The following is a 21,886-nucleotide window of genomic DNA, read 5'->3' as shown; positions in this document are numbered from 1 at the left end:
GGCTGCGCGCCTGTCTCATCGCGGCGCGCGCCCGAGGGCCTATTCCTTCAACGCCTTCACGGGATAGCTGCCGATGTAGGAACGGAATCGCTGCTCCAGCGTCCCGGGCACGAGCACGCCCGTGTCGAACAGCTTCAGCAGGAAGTCCTCGTACGTCGTCCACTGGGAGAAGTCCGCGCGCCGGAGTTCCTCGTAGAGCACGTAGGCCAGCACGTGCATTCCATCGTCGTGGTCGCGGAAGAAGGCCGCGCCCGTGAGCGGCTTGCCATCCTTCGCGCGGAGCAGGCCCTGGCGCTCGCTGACGAAGACGTCGATGGCCTCGGCGCAGTCCTCCTCCGTCAGCCCCTTGGCGGTGGTGTAGCCGAACGCGGGGTCGTGCTCGCGCACCAGTCGCTGGAAGTAGGGGTCCGCCTCCAGGGCCGTCAACCGCGCGTCGATGGCGCCCTCGCGCTTGAACGGCGGGTGGAGCAGTTCGTGGACGGCGGTCTTCACCGTGACGCTCAGCGGGTAGGTCAGGTCGGTGAGGAAGTTCCAGCCCGTCACCCGGATGCCGTGGGGCTTGGCGAACTTCAGCACGTGGGCGTTGAGCTCCTCCACGTGGAGCGCCCGGCCGAGGACGTCTTCGTCCCAGCCCACCACGTCATGGGGCGCCACCTGGACGCCGAGGCGCGCGATGGCCTGCTCGACCTGGGGCAGGTATTCCGCGCGCCAGATGCGCGAGAAGCCGATGCGCTGGAGAAAGGCGAACAGCACGCCCAGGTCCTGGCGCACGTCCTCCATCTCGGTGAAGTCGGAGTCCTCGGCGTAGCTCGTCGCCTCGAAGCCCCGGCGCATCGCTATCCAGGCGGCATCGTCCGACACCGTCCTGGCCAGGTCTTCCACGGTGGTGGCGCCCGTGACGGAGAAGACGAGCGTCAGGTAGGGCCCCACCATCTTCCCGGCCTGCTTTCCCATCCGCTCGGTGAGGTGCGCGAGCGCGGCCTTCTCCCCGGGCTCGAGCAGGGCGGAGAAGCGCTGAAACTCCTCGGGGTAGAACCGCGTGTAGAACGCGTCACCACGGAGCAGGTTCAGCAGGCAGAGGGCGTCGTAGGCCTCGGAGGGACGCAGCACCCAGTGCGTGCGTCCGGCCTCCACGCGGGTGACGGCCGGCGCGGGAGCTGTCGGGACCACCTGCCGTGATGCGCAGCCGGATGAGGCCAGCCACAGCGTGGCGACGAGGGCCACGGCGGGCAGTCCTCGTCTGGAGTCCGCGGCCGGGGAGGGAACGGGGGAAGCGAGCGGGTCCGGAATCATGGCGCTGAAGCTGCCCCGTCCGCGCGAGGACGTCTTGGACGGAACTCATCCCGTTGGACGAAACGAGCGGCCCGCGAGCAGCCGCCGGTACTCGGCCGGGGTCAGGTGGAGGCGGCGGCTGAACTCGCGCGTCATGTGACTCTGGTCGCAGTAGCCCGCCTCCAGCGCGATGACGCTGAGGGGCCGCGCCGTCTCTCGCAGTGCCCGGCTGGCGCGCTCCAGCCGGGAGCGGCGCAGGTGGTCGGCGGGAGTGCACAGGAAGAACTGGCGGAAGCCTCGGCCGAGCTGCGTGGGGCTCACCCCCGCTTCACGAGCCAGCTGCGCGAGCGTGGGAGGCGGCCCCCGGACCGTATCCAGCAACTCCCGCACCCGTGCGAGCCACGCGGGAGGGGCCGACACCTTCGGGGGCATCGTGGCGCGCACGGCTTCGGCCAGCAGCTCCAACGCCAGCCCTTCGATGGCCAGCGCCGCCAGGTCATCCCCACGGCGGAATTCCTGATAGAGGCGCGCGGTCAACGAGAACAGTCGCGCCGACGCCAGCTCCCTCCGGCTGTCCAGCCGGGAGACGAGGGGGTAGCGCGACCGCCAGACCGACTCGGAGAAGTCGACGTTGAAGGTGCGGGTGAGCCGACCGGAGATGCGCTGCTCGTGGGCGACCTCGGGTTCCTGGAAGGCCACCGACCTGGGAGGACATTCCCGGGCACGTCCTTCCAACACGTCGGTGAAGCCCCCCTCCAGCGTGAGCCGGAAGCCCGCGTGACGGTGGCGGTGGAGGGGGAGGACGACGTCGGGGGGATAGGTGCTCTCCGTCAGGACGAGCCCTGCCACCTCCAGGCGCTGGAGCGGCGTGCCGAGATAGCGACCAAATCCAAGGACGGGTGCGGAGGACACGAAGTTCCTATGTACAGCCCGTGAGTCGATTGCAATCGCCAGGCTCCATCCAGGAGCCCAGGTCCAGCACGCCGCACGAAACTGCTTTCGGGCGGCACCCGGGCGAGGAAGGCCCGACAACGCCATGAGAGGCCGCGGACGTGGGCCCGGCCGGCGGTCCTCCAGTCCGTGTCCCCGCTTGCCCAGCGGCTCGTTCAAGTCCCCTCCCCCCGACCAGCTGGCTCCACCCCGGGGGGCATGCGAGAGTGCCCACCCCCTCTTGACGATGCGCCTGATGAACAAACTCTCCGTAGCCATTGCTGGAATGATGTGGGTGCTGGCCGCTTGCAAGACGACGGGCCCTGCACCCGCCCGCGATATCCCCACGGCAATGAACCAGGCCGCGACGACCCTGCTGCAGTCGCGACTGCTGCACGCAACGTCGATCGCGGTGGTCTATCGCGGCGAGGAGTTCATCCTGCATCGGGGTGAGCTGGAGACCGGCAAGTCCAATCCGCCCGATGATTCGACCCTCTATGAGATCGGCTCGGTGAGCAAGACCTTCGCCGGCCTGCTGCTGGCGAACGCTGTCCTCGAAGGCAAGGCGACCCTCGACGACCCGATACAAAAGTATCTGCCGTCCGCCTATCCGAACCTGCAGTCAGACGGCGAGCCCATCCGTCTGCGCCATCTGGTCACCCACACCAGCGGCATGCCGGGGATGCTGCCACTGCAAGTGAATGATGTATTGCGGGACTTCACCGCGCATGCCACCCCGGCAAAGCTCAATGCCGCCTATGAGGACTACGGGCAGCCGCGGTTCTGGCAGGACCTGCACACCGTCAGCATCAAGGGGCCGCTCGGAAAGGACTATGCCTACTCGAGCGCCGGCACCGAGCTGGTCGCGCACACCCTCGAGAAGATCTACGGGGCGCCCTACGAGTCGTTGCTCGCGGAGTTCCTGGCGCGGGAAGCCGGCATGCACGACACGTGGCTGCGGCTGCGTGCCCAGGACGCCCGCCGTCTGGCGCCTGGCTACCACAGCGACAACCCGGTCGGCACCACGCCGATGCCGCAGCTGCCCTGGGGCGCGGCGGGGGCCTTGAAGGCGACGATGCCGGAGATGGTCAAGTACCTGCGATTGCAGCTGAGCAGCCTTCCCGCGGTGACGGAGTCACACAAGCCGCTGGTGCGCTTCGCGGAGGACTTCAGCATCGGCTATTTCTGGAACATCGGCCAGAGCAGCCAGTTGGGCACCCACTACGTGCATCATGGCGGCGTGCCTCGCGCGCAATGCTACCTCTACCTCGTGCCGAAGTATCAGCTGGGGGTGTTCATCATCACCAACCAGAGCGGCGATGCGACCGCCAACGCCATGGAACGCGCGCTGGCGCCCCTCTTCGACAGGGTCGAATCCATGCAGGGTCGCTAGCACGGCGAACAACAGGGGGAGTGCGCGTCGAGCCCCCGCAGACGTCTCTCCGTTCGACAAGTCGTCGGAGAGCATGAAGCGCGTGGCCAAGCCCACAGCCAACACAGCCCGACAATGTCTCCCGCCACGTCGCTCGCCGGACGGTTACCACTGGCTTGCAACGTGCCCGATGTCGCGTGCACTCATTAGTTGATGTTGTGATGAATGAACGGCTCGGTGAGCGTTTCGAGCCTGTCGTAACGGAACCCCGTGAGGGATTCACAGACATCGACGAGGATCCCGAAACTGATGGGGTTGGAATCATCGTCGGGGGGCTGGGCGGCGAGTCGATTCTGGCGGATGGCCGCGAAGCACTCCGGCGGTGTTCCACTGACCCGGACTTCTTCGTCGGAGTCAGGCCGGAGCTCCCAGCGCTTCGTGCCCGCATGGAATCCCTGGGCCAGGGGAAAGCCCCCTCAGCCGAGACAAGGAATCTCACGACGTCTCCCTCGGAGGAGAGCTCGGCGAACCATTCCTCGTTCGTAGGGAATACCACGTCATGCACGATGATGACGAGGTACCACCCGGATGGGAGCCTCGCGCATGAGATGTCAAATGCGTCAATGGCCTCCCAGTCCGCGCGCCCCGGGCCCACCCGCAGCTTCTTCATCAAATCCCGAGGGTGGACGCCCTTCGCGGCGATCCAGCCAGGGCTCTCCGTCATGACTTCCTCCTCGTGGGAATGAGGGTGAGGCATGGATCGATAAGCTCAGGGATCATGTTGTAGCTGAAGCCCGAGAGGGCCACGCAGACCTCGATGGGGACGGAGAAGACCGTGTCCACATCGAACGAGTTCTGGCGATGGTAGGCATGGAGCTTCTCGAGGTTCGCCCGGAGAATGGCTGGGAGGCACTCCGGGGGAGTACCGTCCACCTCGAGGTGCTCACGACCTTCGGAAGGGTCGTGCCAGAGGGTCCAGAGCTGCTCGCCTCCGGAGAAGCCCCAAGCCTGCGAGTACATCGTGTGCTCTTCGACGAAGCAGCTCACGATGAGTTCCGCATGCGAGGAGGCCTCCGCCAGTATCTCCTCGTCCGAGACCTGGTAAGGGTGGTTCCGGAAGTAGATGATGAACCACCCGGAATCGAGTCGCGCCGCGGTGATGCCGGCCTCCTGGGTGTCGAGTTCCCAGGACATACCACTCAACGACAACCCCAGTTCCTCGAGCAGCTTTCGGGTGGAGATTCCCTTCGCTGCGAGCCAGCTGCGACTGACGCTCATCAACGCTTCCTCGTGATGTATCCAGCCCCGGAACGCCCAGAGGCATCGCTCCCGACTCGCCCGGGGTCACGTCCTCACGACATCGAACGTACCTGCCGGGAAGATGTCGCAAACGAACGCTCTGTTCCAGCCAGGTTGTCGGCGGCAGCCCCCATCATCCGCTAGAGCAGTTCGGGCCGGTTCCGCGTCTGCGCGAGGCACTGAGCGATGCCGATGAGCCCCTGGCCATAGCGCTGGAGTTGTGTGGGCTCCTTGCGGACGCTCTCGGGAACCGTCAACCACGCTGGGAAGTGCTCGAGGACCAGGGCTTCGTGCTCGGCACAGAGCCGGATGAGCGCGGCGTCATCCTGTGATTGCACAGCCTCGAAGAGGAGGTCGCGAACAGCCTCGGGCGAGGAGGCTGCCGGCCTGCCCACGCGACCGAAGAGACGATTGAAGAGGCCCATCAAGCAGGCATATGCGAGCGAGACCGCTTCCCGACACTCCGATGCACTTCTTTCCGACCCGTGCCACCCCAACCTCAGCCGCTGCGTCCCGAGCAGCTGTGCGTCAGTGCGAGTGAGCGCGCCACGGCCCTCTCCAGGCTCTACTCCGCGAGGATGCCCTGACAGCACCTGACGAAAGTCAGGGTTGGACAGAAGGGGCATGGTCCCCGAACCCGCCCCGACGCCTGCTGGGAACAGGTGGCACCCCCGCGGCGAGCCGTACCTCGAAGCCCCACAGGCCGAGCACCACGAGCATCTTCACTCGTGGCACCTCACGGCTCGCGGCCTTTGCCTCGTCACTTCAGCGAATCGGTGGTCGTCGCCCGCTCTTCGGACATCGTCACAGCGGCGCCCGTGTCGTCGAATCGGAGGATGCGGAACTTCCCCCCGTTCGGGCCACGCACCGCCACGGAGTACACCGCCTTCACCTCGAAACCACCGTGGTACCCGGCCGAGGTGTGGACGATCTTGACCTCACCCGCAGCCTCTCGCACGCCGGCTTCGCCGGCCCCCACACGCGCCAGGAATTCGGCGCGGTCGTTCGGCGAGGCCAATCGGCGTTGGAGTGTCTGGGCTCCCCGCACCACGTCCACGGGAATATCCGGCCAGTAGACGCCCTCGCTGATCACCCGGCGCGCATTGTCCAGCGCGGCATAGGCGAAGGAGCCCTCCACCGGGATGCCTCCCACCGAGCGCTCCAGATGGGTCGTGTACCAGAGGAGCTTTGATTGGGCTGGCGACACGCCGCCGCTCACCGGACCGCTCCCCGCCATCGTGGTCGTCACGTGGGTGCCACTCACCTGGGCCACCGGGACTCCCGCCTCCAGGAAGTACGCCTTGACCACCGCCGAGTGCTCCGCCGGATTCTCGGTCAGCGGCCGAGGGTACTCGACGCCCAGTGTCCCCTTCGGGAGCCCCGGGGCCCCGAACGTCGGAACGACCATCGTCGCGCGGGTGACCGTATCGACGAAGAAGACGCCCCTGCCTCCGACAACCCGCTCGTAGCTGCCTCCGGCCTCACGCCGCACACCGGCTCCCGCGTCGAAGCGGGACCTCGCGAGCGCGTGCTGATAACCTGCGCCCTCCTCGTTGACCGTTGGCGCCACCGACTGCGGTTGCTTCGCCAAGGACGGCTCCTGCTCCGAGGAGCAGGCAGCCAGGACCAGGAACAAACCAAGACTCATCGTTCGCGGATTCATGGCAGACCTCGCTACGGGAGAATGAAGGGGTGGCTGTTGCAGTCGTAATTGCAGGTGAAGATCCAAGCCATCCATTGGTTTCCGAAGCTGTCGTTCCCGGGGTCCCGGAGCTGTCCCCAGTTCTCGGTCCGGTTCGCCCATTCCGCCCGTGCCTGGTTGATTTCAACCGAGAGGGCGATGTTGGCGCCGCAGCCGACGATGCCGTGGCCGCCTCCGCCAAACGCACAGCTGGTCCCGCCCGCCACCGAGTTGATGGATTCGGCCCAGGACGGGGCGACAGCCGAGTTGGGATTCGCGACGTAGCGGTCGGCGAAGGCCTGGCCGCGATTGGCCACGTCGGCGGTGTCGTCTCCCACGCGCGTCGGCATGATGAGCGCAACCGTGGAGACTCCCGCGAAGGACCCCAGCACATTGGGGAAGAACAGGTCCGGCGTGATGCCACAACTGTTGTCGATGACGGCGAGGTTGATTCCTCCATTCGTGCCGGCGCCGGCCCATCCACCCGCCGTGGGGCTCTCGCCCCAGGCCACCGGGCCACTGGAGTAGTTGACGGACTGGCAGGCACTACCAGTCCGGTCGACGACGATGCTTCGCGGGCGCGAATACACACAGCGCCCGGCCAGCGGGTTCTCGGAGAACCGCAGGCAACGCTTGTCGGTCCCCGCGACATCCGGGCAGGACGCTCTCGAGGTGCAAGGGGTGTTGCTGTGATCGTCGCAGGTGCCGTGCCCGCTGAAATAGGAGATGGCGTCACCGGAACGGTCGAAGTAGAGGGTGTCGGACCCTCCGCTCACGCGTTGTGGGTCGGTGAAGTCGGTGGGCCATACCAGGCCATCCGTGTACCGGAGGCCGGCCGTGTAACCCGGTATCGACAGCATCCGGTTGCGAAAGTTGTCGACGTTCGCGATGTTGTTGAAGAGTGTTCCGCACGAGTATCGATTGACCGCCTCGATGGTGATCCCCGTCTGCGCGTGGGCGGAAAAGAGACTGAGGCACAGGGTAGCGGCAACAATGAATCGTCCGACGGTGGTTCTCGGCAACCTCATGGTCATCCTCCTCTTGGGTTGATACAGGCGGTCTTGGTTCTCTCTTGCTCGTCACAGCGCCATGTCCCGCCATCACAGACACACGTCCACCGGATCGCCGGACCGGGAGAGGCCGTCCCCGGACAAGAATCCTTCGTCCACACCGTGCACGCGGCCCGGGTCGAGCACGGGCCGTGCGGCAAATCACGCAGCTGGTAGTGGTCCCACGACCCCTTCGGGCTGGAGATCACACACATCGTTCGCGCCGGAGCCGTCTCGAGGGGCTCCGGCCTGGTCTCCTTGTCACGCGTGCATCCCAGACACACGAGCGTCGCGGCAACGAGGGCCCGCGCCCGCAAGCATTTGTCTGGAGCCGTGGACGGGCCGGAAATCCCAAGACCGATAGACAAGCAGGTCCAAACACTAACATTCGGACTCAATAAACAGGTATCGCGCCTCAGGGAGCGCGGGTGTCTGCTCTTTCACAGAAGCCCTGCCCTACGAGCGCAGCTTCACCCGCATCCGCCCCGCGACTGGGGACAGGCAATGACGGGCATCCGTTGCTCGAGTGCTCCGTCGCTGGGAGCCCCGCACCCCCAAGAGGAGCGCGTGGTCCAGCCCCTCACGCAGCGCCCCTGGACCTCGTCGACGGCGCCGAGAACGGCCTGTCGTGGAGGAGCGCCGCTCCGAGGGTTCGTCGACTTCATCCGGGCCTCAGCGGAGCAGGCCGGCCCCCAGCAACCTCACAACGCGACGTTGACCGCGACACCCTCGCGCCCGGTCGCCCACTCGCGCAAGTACGCGTTGAGCTCCCCGAAGAACGATATCGACACCAGGTCTGACACCGCGAAGAGCTCCCGGAGCAGCGCGCCCACGTGGTTGTTATGCGTTTCGGCCGCGTCAGCGTCCACGTACTCCTCGATGATCGAATAGTGACCGGGCTTCTGCGTGGTGAACCACTGGTAGCGCAGCGTCCCCGGCTCGGTCGCGGCGACGGTGGCCAATGCCCGCGCCGCTCGGAGGAACTCCGTCTCCCCTCCGGTCCGTGTCTTGAACTCACAAATCACCAGAAGGCTCATTCGACGCTCCTGCACAGGCTGCGGTTCGAGGGATGGCGCTCGTCGTACCATCCGACCGGCTCGAAGTCGTCAACGAACGCAGGGTGGAACCAGGTCATGTGCGAGCGCGAGATGCGGCACGCCCAAGCAGGTACTCCTCGCGATTCCCCTCCGGGCACGCCGAACCGTGACGCGGGCTCAGTCGGGACGGCGGGTCGTGGTCTGCGCATCGCGGTCGTAGGACTCCTGGTGCTTGTGGATCGTGTCGATGTGCTCGAGGGTCCAATCGTACAGGGCCGCGAACGGCTCCTGGAGCGACCTGCCAAGAGGGGTGATGGAGTACTCGACGCCCGGCGGTGAGCCGCCGATGACGCGTCGGACAACCATCCCATTGCGTTCAAGCTTTCGCAGCGTCTGCGTCAGCACGCGCTGGGTGATGCCCTCGAGCTGTCGCTTGATGCCATTGAACCGCTTCGGCGAGGCCCGCAGCACGGCAAGCACCATCATCGACCACTTGTCGCCAATCTGGTCGAGGATGGTGCGGGTGGGACAGTCAGCTCGGTAGATGGGCTCGTCTTCAGTATCTCTCGGCATACCAAGGATGCTCCAGGTACGTTCTTGACCCTAGGTATGCAACATATACCTTCGTGACGTGACGACTTCGCCTCTCGCCACAGCGAGCGGCGCTGGGTCTGCGGCCACTCAGGCGAGCAGCCCGTTCGAGCGAAGGAAGCGTGACTCTGGCCGGACAGCAATCCCTGGCCAGCGACTCGTCACGACATGAACTGCCCATGTAGGAGAGAAAACGTATGAATCGTTTCAAGGACAAGGTCGTGGTCATCACCGGTGCAAGTGAGGGTATCGGGCTCGCGACGGCCAAGGCCTTTGCCGCCGAGGGCGCCAACGTCTACGTCACCGGGCGCAGGCAGGAGAGGCTCGACGCGGCGGTGCGCGAGATTGGCGGCGCCACCGTCGGCATCCAGGGAGACGTTGGCAATCTCTCCGACCTCGACCGCCTCTACGCGCGGATCCAGCGCGACCACGGGAGGGTCGATGTCGTGTTCGCCAACGCGGGTATCTCCGAAACGTCGGCGCTGGGTGAGATTGACGAGGCGCACTTCGACCGCGTGTTCGGCACGAACGTCAAGGGCATGGTCTTCAGCGTGCAGAAGGCGCTGCCGCTCATGACCCGCGGAGGTACGGTCATCCTCGCGGGCTCGGCCAGCGGCAGCAAAGGGTTCCCCGGGCTCTCGGTCTACAACGCGACCAAGGCCGCGATTCGCTCACTCGCTCGAACCTGGACGACGGACCTGAAGAGCCGAGGCATTCGCGTCAATGTGATTTCACCGGGGATGATTGAAACGCCCGCGATGCAGACGTACCTCCAGAACAACGCGGGGTTCGAGGACGTGCTGAAGCAGATGACGCCGCTCGGGCGAATCGGTCAGGCGGAGGACGTCGCGAACGCGGTGTTGTTCCTCGCAGCCAACGAGAGCAGCTTCGTCGCGGGCGTCGAGTTCTTCGTGGATGGAGGCATCATGGCGGTCTAGCCAGCCGCCCCCCCCCGATGGCGATACCGCGCTCAGCCCGCTTTGCGGCGGAAGTGGAGCGCCTGCGCGCCGGACTTGAACCGCTGCGTCGAGAGGAGTTCGAGCTGCCGCGGACTCGACAGGCCCTGAAACAACGTCGGCCCGTGGCCGCTGATGATGGGATGAACGACGATGCGGTACTCGTCGATGAGCCCCCACTCCTCGAGCGACGCCGCGAGCTTGGGCGCTCCGACCAGGACACCCTGCTCGGTCTTCGCCTTCAGCGCCGAGATGGCCTCGCGAAGTTCACCCTCCACCCTGACCGTGTTCTGCCATGGGAAGTCGCTCCGCGAGTTCGACACGACGTACTTCACCTTCGCCTCGAGCTTCTGCGCCCACTCGCGCATCGCGCGCGGCGCATTCTCGTCGCGCGCCACCGCGGGCCAGGCGCCCTCCATCAGCTCGTAGGTGTTGCGCCCGAAGAGCATCGCCCCGCTCTGCTCCATGCGCTCCCTCCAATAGTCGTGCAGCTCGTCGTCCGCGATTCCCTGGGTGTGGTCGATGCACCCGTCCAGCGTCACATTGAGACCGAAGGTGAGGAGGCCCATGGCGCGGGACTCTACGAGAAGCGCCCCCCGTGCGCAGCACACCTCGCCATCGACGCAATGCCCCATCTCCGGCGGGCCCCACCGCCACCCGAGGTCGCGACATGCATCAATCCCCGCCGCCCGGCCGCGACGACAACAGGCCCTTGAGGCCATCGAGGATGCTCCGCGCGCTGAGCGCTCCTTCGACCCGCTCCCCGACACTGTCGGGCTCACTGTCGAAGCCGAGGTCGCGCTCGGAGCCCTCGATGCCGATACAGCCCTCGACGACCAGGTCGGTTCCGTTGAAGACCTGCACGGCATGGGCCCTCTTCGAGGGCAAAGGCTGGGTGAGGTCGTACGACCAGAGGCGCCTGCTGAGCTCCCATGCGAGGAAGGACGGGTGGGCGGCCGCACCTCCTGCCTGAGCGCCCAGGGGCATGATGACCGAGTCCGTGCGGGCATCGCCTTCAGCCGTTTCCAGGTCGCCATTCGCATGCACCCGGAGCCACAGTCCGGGCCGCTTCTGCAGCCGCAGCAGGAGCGGACTGCCGCTGCGTGAGCGCCTGGGAATGTCCGGCACCGCCAAATCCCGCTCGAGTTCCACATCGCCGAGCTTGTGAACGAACAGGTCACCCTTCGAGGTGCCCACCGCGACGAAGCGGTCATTCGGAGACACACTCAGGCACGAGACGTCCCACGGGGACACCTCGCATGACAGCACCCCGAGCACCCGCCCGCTGCGACTCGAAACGAGGGTCACTCCGTCCGAGCCGCTGGCCGCGAGCCAGCGCGTGCTCCGGGCCATCGCCAGCAGCGTTTCCTGCCCATGCCCATACCCCAGGATCTCCGAACTCCAGTCCGCCCCACCGGTCTCGTGGTCCCACCTGTAGAGGCGCGGCCGGACCGCGTCGTCATCCCGGTTGAGGCGTGACTTCACGCCCACCACGCGAGGCCCGGTCGGCAACACGAAGCCCGGCCCGATGGCCTCGTCCCGCGCGCCCTTGAACCGGGAGAGTTCCTGCCCTGTCCGCGCATCGAGCACCACGAGGTCCCACTCGAAGAAGCACCACAGCTTCGTCCCGTCGTCGGAGAGCGCCAGGCCACAGGTGGGCTCGAAGGTGTGGATGTCCTTCAGGAGCGGCTTCGGGGTCGAGCCCGGCGTCCACGACCAGACCCTGTCGCCCTGGGAAGCGTGGCCCGCCCAGTACACGGCGCCATCCGCGGAGACCACCAGCGCCCTGGGACGCGTCGCAAGGGGAGCGCTCTCCAGCATCCTGCCGGAACCCAGCGCATACACCCGGGCGACCTGGTCCTCGAAGGTCGCGGCCAGCACGTCACCGGTCGGGAACAGCCGGACCTTGTTGAGCCCCTCGGCGACCGTGAGCGTCGACACGGCCCGCGCGGCCGCGACGTCCCACACGCGAACCGTGGAGTCCCCCTCCGCCGCCGAGACGAGCCGGGACGAGTCCGGGAGCCAGTCCGCGGCGAGGATGGGTGTGGAGTGGCCCTCGAGTCTCTTGCTCGACCTGCGAAGGTGTCTGTCCTGCTTCACGGCGTGCCTGCCTCCGCCCTCTCCTCGTACCCCGTGGGAGGGCTCTCCGCCCGTCGTGGGGGGCCACGACAAGAACAAGCTCCACGTCCTGGGGAAGGTCAAGCGCATCCGCCTCGAGCGCTTCGTCGCCCCCGACCGCGGACGCAGGGCGGACTCCGTCTGGAACCATCCCAACGAAATCCAAGCGGCCTGCAAGAACGCATGCATCGAGCAGCAGCAGAACCGCACGGACGAGGATGCGAAGCACGACAAGCCGAGCGCATCCTGATTCGACGCTCGAGGGACATCCCTTCGCGTGAGTCCGCGAAGACCGCCTTCGCGCTCGGCATCATCATCTGGTTCCACGCGCGCCCGCCGAGATAAGCTCCGGGATGTTGGCCCCTCGATTGCTTAGGGCCGAGCAGCCCCCGACTCGACACTGGAAGCCGAGCCCCCATGCGTTCCCGTCACTTCGTCCCCGCCCTCCCCGCCGCTTCCACCTCGTCTGTCCGCTCCCAGGAGGTGGCCCCGTGAGCCGCGTCGCGGGATGGGTGGTGCTGATGCTGGCGCTGGTCGTGTCGTACCACCCGGCCGAGGCCGCGCAGGCGAAGAAGGCTCCAGCGAAGAAGACCACGGTGGCGGTGCTGCGCCCCGAGGGCAGCCAGGCGGAGGCCCTGCGCAAGGTGCTGGCCGCGGAGCTGGGCAAGAAGGGCCGCGGGCGCGTGGTGCTGCCCGCGAAGAAGGTGGATGCCCAGGTGAAGCTCCTCCGCGGGGGGCCGAAGACGGAGGAGCAGCGGCAGGCGCTGGCGAAGAAGCTCGGCGCGGACATCCTCATCCTCTCCTCGGTCAAGGGCACGAAGCGCTGGGACGTGCAGGTCCGCGCCTACTCCGGCCAGGACGGCTCCCTCATCGCGGAGGAAGCGTGGGACGTCCGCACGAACCGCGCCTTCCCCGACGTGCGGCGCGAGCTCGAGCCCAAGCTGGGCGCGGCCCTGAAGGAAGGCCCGCCGCAGAGCCTCCCGCCCACCGCCGTCACGCCTCCGACGCCTGTCGTCTCCGAGCCGGAGGTCGCGCCCCCGGCCCCCATCGCGGAGGCACCTCGCCAGGCGGTCGTGAAGCCTCCTCCGCCCACGGTGACGAAGAAGGAGGAGCCGCCCGCGCAGCCCGAGCCCAAGGCCGCCGGCCCTCGCGACCTGGACGGCCCCACCCTGGAGGCGCTGCTCTCCGGCCAGGGCCTCTTCCGTCGCTTCAACTTCTCCGGCAGCAACGCCAGCCAGCTGCCCGACTACAGCCTCAACAGCGCCGCGGCGGCGAGCCTCGCGGTGAGCTACTTCCCCCTCTCCCACTTCACGGATGGGATGGTGCACAACCTGGGGCTCGTCGCGCGGGGCTCACGCTCCTTCGGGCTGTCCACGCGGCTCCCGGATGGCTCCAGTCACCCCACCACCGCGCAGCTCATCGAGGGCGGCCTGCGCTTCCGGCTGCCGCTGCGGTGGCTGGAGCTCTCCGTGGGCGCGCTGTACGGCACCCACTCCTTCGCGGTGGAGCTCCCGCCGGAGAGCACCTTCGCCCTGCCCGACGTGGACTACCGCTTCGCGCACGTGGAGCTGGGCCTGCGCAAGGCGCTCAACGAGCGCTGGGCCATCGCCGCGCGCGTGGGCTACCAGCACGTGCTGAGCGGCGGCGAGCTGTCCTCGGACGACTACCTCCCCGAGCTGAGCGGCTCCGGCATCGATGGCGAGCTCGCCGTGGAGTTCGCCCTCACGCGCGTCCTCGGTCTGCGCGTGGGCGGAGAGGTGCGCAGCTACTCCTTCACCGCCGGCGCCGCGGAGGGCACCCCGGTCTTCGCCGGCGGCGCCAAGGACCTGTACTTCAGCGGCCAGCTCGGCCTGTACGTCAGGCTGTAGCACCCGCGCATTGAGGGGGTCTGTCCCCCACGCCTGTGGCGCCTCCTCCACACTTTCGCCCGAGGCCCGCATGGAAGATGAAACGCGCATGCATGCGTGACACGAGTTTTTCAGTATCCGTGTCACCGGGCCATCCGACCGATGCGTGCGCGTCGCGGCTACATTGACAGGACCGCGTCATCCAGCCGATGGGTATGTCTCCCAATGATGGAGGCGCTCGTGCCGAGGATGCGGTCACAACGGTTGTCACGAGAGCCAGCGGAGCGGGGACGGTGGTGGCGCCCGGTGGTGCTCGGGTTGCTCTTGAGCGGGGCTGCTGGCTGCGAAGGAACCCTCTCCAACCCGGAGGGCCCCGGTGGAGGACCCGGTCCCGGCAATCCCCCGCCCCCCGCCGTCGAGAAGCCCGCCCCTTCCGTGAGGATGGCGCGCCTGACGCACGTGCAGTGGACCCACAGCGTGCAGGAGCTGCTCCGTCTGGACGCGCCGCCCACGACGCTCGCGGGCACCTTCCGCGCGGACCCCGCCCAGAGCGGCTTCCTCTTCGACAACGATGCGCGCGCCCTCTCCGTCGACGAGGCCCTCTGGGGCGCCTACCAGCGCGCCGCCGCGGAGCTCGCCGGACAGGTGACGACGGACGCGGCGAAGCTCGCGCGCCTGGTGCCCGCGTCGACCGCCACCGGTGAAGCGCGCGCCCGCGCCTTCGTGGAGTCCTTCGGCCTGCGCGCGCACCGGCGCCCGCTGACGCCCGATGAGGTGGAGAGCTACCTCGAGCTGTACCGCAAGGGGCCCCAGGCCTACGCGGACATGGCGGCCTTCGAGGGGGGCCTCCGGCTGGTCATCGAGGCCTTCCTCCAGTCGCCCCACTTCCTCTACCGCGTGGAGCGCAGCACCCAGGCCGTGCAGGACCGGGTGCCGCTCGACGACTACGAGGTGGCCTCGCGGCTGAGCTATGGCCTGTGGAACGCCATGCCGGACGACGCCCTGTTCGCCGCCGCGAGCGAGGGCACCCTGCACTCGCGCGAGGGCGTCGCCACCCAGGCCAGGCGCATGCTCCAGGACGCGCGCTCGAACAAGGTGGTGGAGGCCTTCCACCGCACCCTCTTCGACGTGCCCCGCTATGCCGCCATCCGGCCCTCGCTCACGCGCTATCCCCAGGTGACCGAGCGGCTCGGCGAGTACGCGGCCCGGGAGACCAGCCTCTTCGTCCAGGACGTCGTCTTCTCCCGCAAGGGCGGCTACAGCGACCTGCTCACCTCGCCGTCCACCTTCGTCAACGACGAGCTGGCGCGCGTCTACGGGCTGAGCGGCGCGTTCACCGCCGACTTCGTCCCCGTGACGCTCGACTCGCGCGAGCGCAAGGGCGTGCTCACCCAGGTGGGCTTCCTGGCCTCGCACGCGACGTCGGTGGACCCGGACCCCATCCACCGCGGCGTCTTCGTCTCCGAGCGCATCATCTGCCGGAAGATTGGCGCGCCGCCGGCCAACATCCCGCCGCTCCCCGCCCCGCAGGGCCGCACCAATCGCGAGGTCGTCGCCTCGCACACCGAGGCGCCGGGGAGCGCGTGCGCCAGCTGCCACTCGCACCTCATCAACCCGCTCGGCTTCCCGTTCGAGAACTTCGACGCCATCGGCGGCTTCCGCACCACGGACAACGGGCATCCGGTGGACGCCAGCTCGACGCCCAACATCAACGGGGAGACGGTGCCGGTGCGCGACGCGCTGGATTTGGCGGACGCGCTCGCGGCCAATGAGTCGGTGCACGCGTGCTACGCGAAGCACTGGGTGGAGTACCTCCACGGGCGCCCGTCCGCCCACGAGGACGCGCCGCTGGTGGAGCGGCTCGGGAAGCTGTCGAAGGCGGGCAACCTGTCCATCGTCGACCTGGTCGTGGAGGTCGTCACCAGCGAGGGCTTCGTGAATCGCCACCCGGAGGAGCTGCCATGAAGCTGAGTCGCCGGATGGTGTTGAAGGGCCTGGGCGGGACGATGCTGAGCCTGCCGCTCCTCGAGGGGTTGATGCCGAGGACCGCCCTCGCGGCGGACCCGGTGGTGCGGCCGTACGCCATCTTCTTCCGACAGGCCAACGGCGTCGCCTCGGCCCAGACGACGTCGGAGCTGGGCGCGGAGCCGGAGCGCTTCTGGCCGCGCACCCTGGGGGCGCTCACCGCGGACAGCATGGCCGGGCGGGCCGTGGGCGTGCTCGAGGCCCACCGCGCGCACCTGCTGCTCGTGCGCAACGTCAACATGCGGGACTACAACTACGGGGACGGCCACGCCCGCGGCGCCATGCAGGGGCTGACCGCGCGGGGCCCCGTGGTGGAGGGCGCGGGCGGCGGCTCCGAGTCCGCGGGCGAGTCCATCGACCACCGCATCGGGCGCGAGCTCAACCCGCAGCAGCGTGACTCGCTCGTGTTCTACGCGGGCCGGCGGGGCGGCTGGCTCGGGGGGCCCTGCCTGTCCTACCGGAGCAGCAACGTGCGCCGGGCCGCGCTGCATGACCCGTGGAATGCGTACCAGACGATGATTGGCGGACCGGGGGGACTGACGCCCGAGGCTCGCGAGCAGCTGCTCGTCCGGCAGCGCAGCGTGAACGATTTGGTGAAGGCCCAGCTCCAGTCGCTCAAGCAGCGGCCCGAGCTGAGCGCGTCCGACCATGAGCGCGTGGACCTGCACCTGTCGAACGTCCGGGACCTGGAGGTCGCCCTGAGCTGCCGCATGCGCGCGGACCAGGAGCTCATCCTCCAGCAGCAGGCCCCCGGCTACGACAGCACGGACGGCACCGAGGTGCTCGCCACCGCCCGGCTGCACATGGACATCGCGGTGATGGCGATGGCGTGCGGCACCAACCGTGCGGCCGTCATCCAGGTGGGCAACGGCAACGACGGCGACACGCGCTACCGCCACCCGGAGACGGGGCAGTTGATGGAGAACTTCCATTACGTGTCCCACCGGCGCACGTCGCACGACGCCAGCGGCGGCATCATCACGGGCTCGGACCTGCTGCACCACCACGTGGACGTGCAGTTCGCGAGCACCTTCAAGCACCTGCTGGACAAGCTGGCGGCCTACCAGATGCCGGACGGCAAGCGGCTCATCGAGCACGGCGTGTCGGTCTGGTACAACGATTTGGGCAACGGGCCGGCCCACTCGGCGCGCAACGTGCCGTTCGTGCTGGCGGGCAGCTGCAACGGCTTCCTCAAGCAGGGCGTCTACGTCGAGGCGTCGGGCGGCGGCAATCCCAACCACAACCGGATGCTGAACACGATTGGCACCGCCGTGGGGTTGAGGAACGCGGCCGGCGGGAACCTGGACGACTTCGGCGACCCGGCGCTCACCAAGGGCGTGCTCTCCGAGCTCATCGCCTGAGGCGTTGATGGCGGCCTGCTCCCGTGCTTCACGCTGGAGCAGGTCGTCGAGCGAGGCCGTGGCGCTGGGGCAGGCGCACGCTGCTGACACACCCTGTCAGCACCCCTCGGGCACAACCTGGGGATGCACGCACCCAAGCGACGTACGACCCGCCCATTCACCCTCTCCATTTCCGACGCCGAGCTGGATGACCTCCGCGCGCGGCTGAAGGCCACCCGCTTCCCCGCGACGGTCGAAGGCGTCGGCTGGAACGATGGCACCGATGCCGAGCTGCTCCGGCGGTTCGTCACCCACTGGGCGGAGCGGTTCGACTGGCGCGCCGCCGAGCAGCGCCTCAACGCGGTTCCTCAATTCATCGAGGAGGTCGACGGCGAGCGAGTCCACTTCGTCCATGCACCGGGTCAGGGCGGGACGCGCGTCCCCATCGTCCTGGCCAATGGCTGGCCCTCGAACTTCGTCGAGTTCCTGCCGCTCATCCCGCTGCTCACCGCCGAGCGCAACGGGGTGTCGTTCGACGTCATCATCCCCTCGCTGCAGGGCTTCGGCTTCTCGGGCCGGCCGACGAAGCGGGGAATGAACATGAGCCGCATGGGTCATCTCTGGGCGGAGCTGATGACCCGGGTGGGCTACGAGAAGTTCCTCGTGGCGTGCTCGGACCTGGGCTCGGGGGTCTGCTTCAGCCTGGTCCGCAACCACCCCGGCCGACTCCTGGGCGCGCACTACCTCAACGTCTTCTCGGGGTACCCGCGGCCCCAGGCGCCGACGCCCGAGGAGGTGGACTACTTCCGGCGCGTCGACTTGTGGACCGCCACGCAGAGCGCCTACGTCATGATTCACGGCACCAAGCCGCAGACGCTCGCCGTCGGCCTCAACGACTCACCTGCGGGCCTGGCGTCGTGGATCCTCGAGAAGTTCCACGGCTGCAGCCACCTGCGGGACGGCCGCCTCGAGTCGGTCTACTCGCTCGACGACCTGTGCACCCTGCTCTCCGTCTACTGGTTCACCCAGACGATTGGCTCATCGGTCCGGCTGTACAAGGAGGCCTTCGCCGACCAGGAGCTGCTGGCGCCGATGCCCCGCCATGACGTGAAGCAGGGCGTCCTGGTGCCCGCCGACGTCGACAACCCCGCGCCGCGCGCCTGGGGCGAGCGGCACCTGCAGAACCTCGTCCACTGGACCGAGGCGCGGCTGGCCGGGCACTTCCCGGCGCTCGAGGCTCCGGAGCACTACGCGGCCGACCTCCGCGCGTTCCATGGCACCATCCGGTGAGCCCCGGGCGCGCATGGACAAGACCGAACGCCTCTTCGCAGTCATGGACGCACTTCGCCGGCACCGCCGCCCCGTCACCGCGGCGGCGCTGGCCGAGGAGCAGGGGGTGTCCCTGCGCACGCTCTATCGCGACGTGCGGACACTCATCGGTCTTGGCGCGCCCATCGTGGGCGAGGCGGGCGTGGGCTACATGCTGAAGCCGGGCTTCTTCCTGCCGCCGCTGATGTTCACGGCCGAGGAGCTGGAGGCGCTGGTGCTCGGCTCCCGCTGGGTGGAGGCCCAGCCGGATGCCGGCCTCGCCGGGGCGGCGCGCAATGCCCTGGCCAAGATCGCCACCGCCTCGCCCGAGGACTTGCGCGACCGGATGAACGACACCGGGCTCTGGCCCATCCTGATGCGCGGCGGGGCCGCGCCCGTCCCGGTGCTCGGCCTGGTGCGCCGGGCCATTCGCGAGGAGAAGGCGCTCCTCATCGTGTATGCCGACGAGAAGGGCCAGCCGAGCCAGCGCGACATCTGGCCCGTACAGCTCGCGTTCCACGAGGGCAAACAGCTCGTCGCCGCCTGGTGCTGCCTGCGCCAGGCCTTCCGCCACTTCCGCGTCGACCGCATCACCGCGGCCTCGGCGACGGAGGCCCGCTACGGCCGCCCCCGGTCCACACTGGCGCGGGAATGGCGGGAGGAATGGAAGCGCCTGTATCCCGATTGAGCGCGGCCACCTGCGTGAGGCGCGGTTCCTTGCGCGTCACCCGTTCCGGTGGCGCTCCCGCACTTCGTGTGGTTCCCCGGCCGGCCCAGCACGGCCCGTCGCGCGGTGTCACCGTGGCGCGATGCTCATCCGGTAGGCCTGGGGTGTCACGCCGTACCAGCGACGGAATGCCCGGAAGAAGGACGCCTGCTCGACGAAGCCGAGCAGGTATGCGACCTCGGCCAGCGTCAGCGCGGGCTGCTTCAGGTACCCTTCCGCCAGCGTCTTGCGCGTGTCGTCCAGCAACGCTTGGAAGCCGACTCCGAATTCGCTGAGTCGGCGCTGCAGCGTGCGCTCGCCGAGCCCCATGACCCGGGCGACCTGGCCCAGGGTCGGCGCGCCCTGCTGGAGGTGGTCACGAATGACGGCCTGTACCGAGACGAGCAGCTCAGGTGCCTCGTCTGGCCTTGGCAGGGCATCCTCGAGGACCCCGCGAAAATAGCCCTCCATCTCCGCGTCTGCCTTGCGCACGCCAAGGGCCAGGACCCCCGGATCCAAGACCAGCTCGGCGCGGGCAGCCCCCGTCGTCACGGCCGCGCCGAGTGTCTCCTCATAGAGCGCGCGCTCCCTCGCTGGCATCCGCGCCCGGCGGCTGTACATCGCCCGCACGGGGATGGGGGCGTCGCTCAGCAGGGAGAGCAGGCGGATGGCCACGAGCAGGGTGTAGTCGGAGATGAGCTCACTTCCGAGACTCGGGTCCTCTCGCTGCTCACGGATGTACAGACCGTCGTCTCGGAGCCCCGTCTCGTATGTCGCGGTGCGGTTGGTCAGCTTCTGGAATCGGGCATGACACGCCATGGCGACGCCGATGTTCGGCATGGTCTTGCATGCGAGGCCCACGACGCCGAGGCTCTTGACGTCATAGGCTCGAACCGCGGCGATGACGAACTCGGCATAACGGGGCTTCGAGTACATCAGCGCCATGTGCTGGTAGGTCGACGCACCGCTGACCCGCGCGTCAGGCTCGAGCAACGCCTTCCGGCGCCAGCCAATCCGGTCGGCCAGTTCGTCCTCGGTGGCTCCGAACCGGAGCGACGCTTCGAACGCGGGCAGGACGTTGCACGCGGCGATGTCGCCCTCGGACAGTGGTTTGGCGGCCTGCGACATTGTTGGCGACTCCCAGGGTGCTGCACCATCTTCACATGAACCGGCGCTATTCGTTGCTCTTCGCTGTTTGCGGAGTCGTGGGCTGTGGGCACGCATCCATCACCCCCGTTCAGGCGGCGCGGCTGGCGACACCGGCCGCGAACCACGGTGAGTTGATCTACGTCGGGACAGTGACGCCCGAAGGGAGCCCCACACCCGCGTTTCGCTACGAGCGGCGCGTCATCGAGCGTGCGAACGGTGAGCGCGTCTCGACGCACATCACGTTCGCGGACGACGTGCCTGTCGTGCTGCAACAGGCGACACAAGACGAAAACGGTCGGCTGATTGCCTTCGAGGAGGTCCACGGTCAACGCGGCGAGGCACACCACTTCGCGGGCGGTGAGGGCGGGGATGCGAACATCGTCGTCGGACCAACGCTGTTCGGGTTCGCGCGCACCCACCTGCGTGAGCTGCGTGCGGGGCAGGCCGTCCCCCTGGTCTTCTGGGACCGAGGCAGCGAATACGCCTTCGAGCTGACCTTGACCGGCGACACCGTCCAGATGCGTGCGACGAGCTTCTTCGTCGCGCTGGCGGTCTCACCGATAGAGTTCCGCCTGGGTCCGGGCGAGCAGGTCGTAGCGTATCGCGGACGCGTGCCTCCACTGCGAGATGGCCGTGCCACGGACGCTGACGTGACCTATGTCTATCTTGCGCCGTTTCGCTAGCCCCCTTGCCGGTTTCGTGGCGGCGCGTTCGCGTTGTCCATGTCCGAGACGATCAGCCACGGCCCACCGGGTGCACGACGCAGGGGGAGGGTGAACTTCCCCGTGTCGTCGGCTTTGTTGCCGTAGCCGTATGCGCCGATGATGTAGCCACTCGTCTCTTCAGCGGCAAACGCGAGCGCGCGCAGTTGCAATGGCCCGCCGGCTTGCCCCTCATAGGCGGCTCGAATGGCCGCACGACCACGGACAGGCGGGCGATTGCTCTGCAGTACGAACCCGTCCTCCGCGAACAGCGAGGCAAGCGCAGCCGCGTCGCCCGCGCGCCATGCACGCTCATAGTCGCGCAGCACGCGGTCCAACGCAGGTGGCAGTGCGACCTCGGGGAGGCGCACGGCCGCGGCGGGAGCAGGAGCGCTCTGAGCCAGGATGGGCTCGGTCACCAGCATCGAGCCAAGGACGACCCACGGAAGACGATAGCGGCTCATGGACCTCGGGCACCGGTGGATGTCGAGCTGGGGAGACGCCC

21 protein-coding genes are annotated in these 21,886 nt (G+C 68.0%); 9 read left to right on the top strand and 12 right to left on the bottom strand.

Annotated elements, in window-relative coordinates:
* Positions 1 to 39: 39 nt before the first annotated feature.
* Both AC6JA9_RS11655 and AC6JA9_RS11650 read right to left on the bottom strand, forming a co-directional pair.
* Entirely contained in the window at positions 40 to 1,224 is a 1,185-nt protein-coding gene (locus AC6JA9_RS11655) for a hypothetical protein (RefSeq protein WP_473571486.1), read from the bottom strand.
* A 114-nt stretch (positions 1,225 to 1,338) separates the two neighbouring features.
* Positions 1,339 to 2,184, bottom strand: coding sequence for a helix-turn-helix transcriptional regulator (locus AC6JA9_RS11650; RefSeq protein WP_473571484.1), 846 nt, complete (start codon positions 2,182 to 2,184; stop codon positions 1,339 to 1,341).
* 274 nt (positions 2,185 to 2,458) lie between these two features.
* Here AC6JA9_RS11650 and AC6JA9_RS11645 point away from each other — a divergent pair, with 274 nt between their 5' ends.
* Positions 2,459 to 3,595, top strand: a complete 1,137-nt coding sequence (locus AC6JA9_RS11645; protein WP_223750531.1) for a serine hydrolase domain-containing protein — start codon at positions 2,459 to 2,461, stop codon at positions 3,593 to 3,595.
* A 699-nt stretch (positions 3,596 to 4,294) separates the two neighbouring features.
* Here the strand turns inward: AC6JA9_RS11645 and AC6JA9_RS11640 are convergent.
* From AC6JA9_RS11640 to AC6JA9_RS11615, 6 genes are all read right to left on the bottom strand, one after another.
* Entirely contained in the window at positions 4,295 to 4,852 is a 558-nt protein-coding gene (locus tag AC6JA9_RS11640) for a hypothetical protein (RefSeq protein WP_497959687.1), read from the bottom strand.
* 161 nt (positions 4,853 to 5,013) lie between these two features.
* On the bottom strand, positions 5,014 to 5,298 hold the full coding sequence (locus tag AC6JA9_RS11635) for a hypothetical protein (RefSeq protein ID WP_497959686.1): 285 nt from the start codon (positions 5,296 to 5,298) through the stop codon (positions 5,014 to 5,016).
* A gap of 335 nt (positions 5,299 to 5,633) precedes the next feature.
* Positions 5,634 to 6,536, bottom strand: coding sequence for a hypothetical protein (locus AC6JA9_RS11630; RefSeq protein WP_497959685.1), 903 nt, complete (start codon positions 6,534 to 6,536; stop codon positions 5,634 to 5,636).
* A gap of 11 nt (positions 6,537 to 6,547) precedes the next feature.
* Positions 6,548 to 7,582: a DUF6345 domain-containing protein gene (locus tag AC6JA9_RS11625; protein ID WP_223785967.1), complete on the bottom strand. Its 1,035-nt coding sequence runs from the start codon at positions 7,580 to 7,582 to the stop codon at positions 6,548 to 6,550.
* 722 nt (positions 7,583 to 8,304) lie between these two features.
* Entirely contained in the window at positions 8,305 to 8,640 is a 336-nt protein-coding gene (locus AC6JA9_RS11620) for a putative quinol monooxygenase (protein WP_223750526.1), read from the bottom strand.
* A gap of 177 nt (positions 8,641 to 8,817) precedes the next feature.
* A complete protein-coding gene (locus AC6JA9_RS11615) occupies positions 8,818 to 9,213 on the bottom strand; it encodes a winged helix-turn-helix transcriptional regulator (RefSeq protein WP_223750525.1) in 396 nt (131 codons plus the stop codon).
* A 215-nt stretch (positions 9,214 to 9,428) separates the two neighbouring features.
* Here AC6JA9_RS11615 and AC6JA9_RS11610 point away from each other — a divergent pair, with 215 nt between their 5' ends.
* Entirely contained in the window at positions 9,429 to 10,169 is a 741-nt protein-coding gene (locus AC6JA9_RS11610) for an SDR family NAD(P)-dependent oxidoreductase (protein ID WP_223750524.1), read from the top strand.
* A gap of 32 nt (positions 10,170 to 10,201) precedes the next feature.
* Here AC6JA9_RS11610 and AC6JA9_RS11605 read toward each other — a convergent pair whose 3' ends face one another.
* A complete protein-coding gene (locus AC6JA9_RS11605; RefSeq protein WP_046712093.1) occupies positions 10,202 to 10,756 on the bottom strand; it encodes a dihydrofolate reductase family protein in 555 nt (184 codons plus the stop codon).
* Positions 10,757 to 10,862: 106 nt separating this feature from the next.
* A complete protein-coding gene (locus tag AC6JA9_RS11600; protein WP_497959684.1) occupies positions 10,863 to 12,287 on the bottom strand; it encodes a WD40 repeat domain-containing protein in 1,425 nt (474 codons plus the stop codon).
* Between the two features lie 55 nt (positions 12,288 to 12,342).
* Here AC6JA9_RS11600 and AC6JA9_RS11595 point away from each other — a divergent pair, with 55 nt between their 5' ends.
* From AC6JA9_RS11595 to AC6JA9_RS11570, 6 genes are all read left to right on the top strand, one after another.
* Positions 12,343 to 12,555 carry a hypothetical protein gene (locus AC6JA9_RS11595; RefSeq protein ID WP_267697257.1) on the top strand — a complete coding sequence of 71 codons (213 nt, stop codon included), beginning with the start codon at positions 12,343 to 12,345 and terminating at the stop codon, positions 12,553 to 12,555.
* Between the two features lie 241 nt (positions 12,556 to 12,796).
* Positions 12,797 to 14,173, top strand: coding sequence for a hypothetical protein (locus AC6JA9_RS11590; protein ID WP_223750521.1), 1,377 nt, complete (start codon positions 12,797 to 12,799; stop codon positions 14,171 to 14,173).
* 420 nt (positions 14,174 to 14,593) lie between these two features.
* A complete protein-coding gene (locus tag AC6JA9_RS11585; RefSeq protein WP_497960668.1) occupies positions 14,594 to 16,117 on the top strand; it encodes a DUF1592 domain-containing protein in 1,524 nt (507 codons plus the stop codon).
* Entirely contained in the window at positions 16,114 to 17,538 is a 1,425-nt protein-coding gene (locus AC6JA9_RS11580) for a DUF1552 domain-containing protein (protein ID WP_497959683.1), read from the top strand. The genes AC6JA9_RS11585 and AC6JA9_RS11580 overlap by 4 nt, the downstream gene beginning before the upstream one ends.
* A gap of 123 nt (positions 17,539 to 17,661) precedes the next feature.
* Positions 17,662 to 18,807 carry an epoxide hydrolase family protein gene (locus AC6JA9_RS11575; RefSeq protein ID WP_497959682.1) on the top strand — a complete coding sequence of 382 codons (1,146 nt, stop codon included), beginning with the start codon at positions 17,662 to 17,664 and terminating at the stop codon, positions 18,805 to 18,807.
* Positions 18,791 to 19,513: a helix-turn-helix transcriptional regulator gene (locus tag AC6JA9_RS11570; RefSeq protein ID WP_497959681.1), complete on the top strand. Its 723-nt coding sequence runs from the start codon at positions 18,791 to 18,793 to the stop codon at positions 19,511 to 19,513. Before AC6JA9_RS11575 ends, AC6JA9_RS11570 begins: the two co-directional genes overlap by 17 nt.
* Positions 19,514 to 19,621: 108 nt before the next feature.
* On the opposite strand, the gene AC6JA9_RS11565 is transcribed toward AC6JA9_RS11570, so the two are convergent.
* Positions 19,622 to 20,659 carry an AraC family transcriptional regulator gene (locus tag AC6JA9_RS11565; protein WP_426747484.1) on the bottom strand — a complete coding sequence of 346 codons (1,038 nt, stop codon included), beginning with the start codon at positions 20,657 to 20,659 and terminating at the stop codon, positions 19,622 to 19,624.
* A gap of 35 nt (positions 20,660 to 20,694) precedes the next feature.
* Here AC6JA9_RS11565 and AC6JA9_RS11560 point away from each other — a divergent pair, with 35 nt between their 5' ends.
* Positions 20,695 to 21,363 (top strand): hypothetical protein, encoded by a 669-nt coding sequence (locus AC6JA9_RS11560; protein WP_426747485.1) that lies wholly within the window; start codon positions 20,695 to 20,697, stop codon positions 21,361 to 21,363.
* On the opposite strand, the gene AC6JA9_RS11555 is transcribed toward AC6JA9_RS11560, so the two are convergent.
* A complete protein-coding gene (locus tag AC6JA9_RS11555) occupies positions 21,360 to 21,845 on the bottom strand; it encodes a YybH family protein (protein WP_497959680.1) in 486 nt (161 codons plus the stop codon). The genes AC6JA9_RS11560 and AC6JA9_RS11555 overlap by 4 nt on opposite strands.
* Positions 21,846 to 21,886 lie beyond the last annotated feature (41 nt).

Source organism: Myxococcus sp. MH1, from assembly GCF_059738865.1.
The sequence above is the reverse complement of the archived record's forward strand: the minus strand, read 5'-3'. Positions and strand labels throughout refer to the sequence as shown.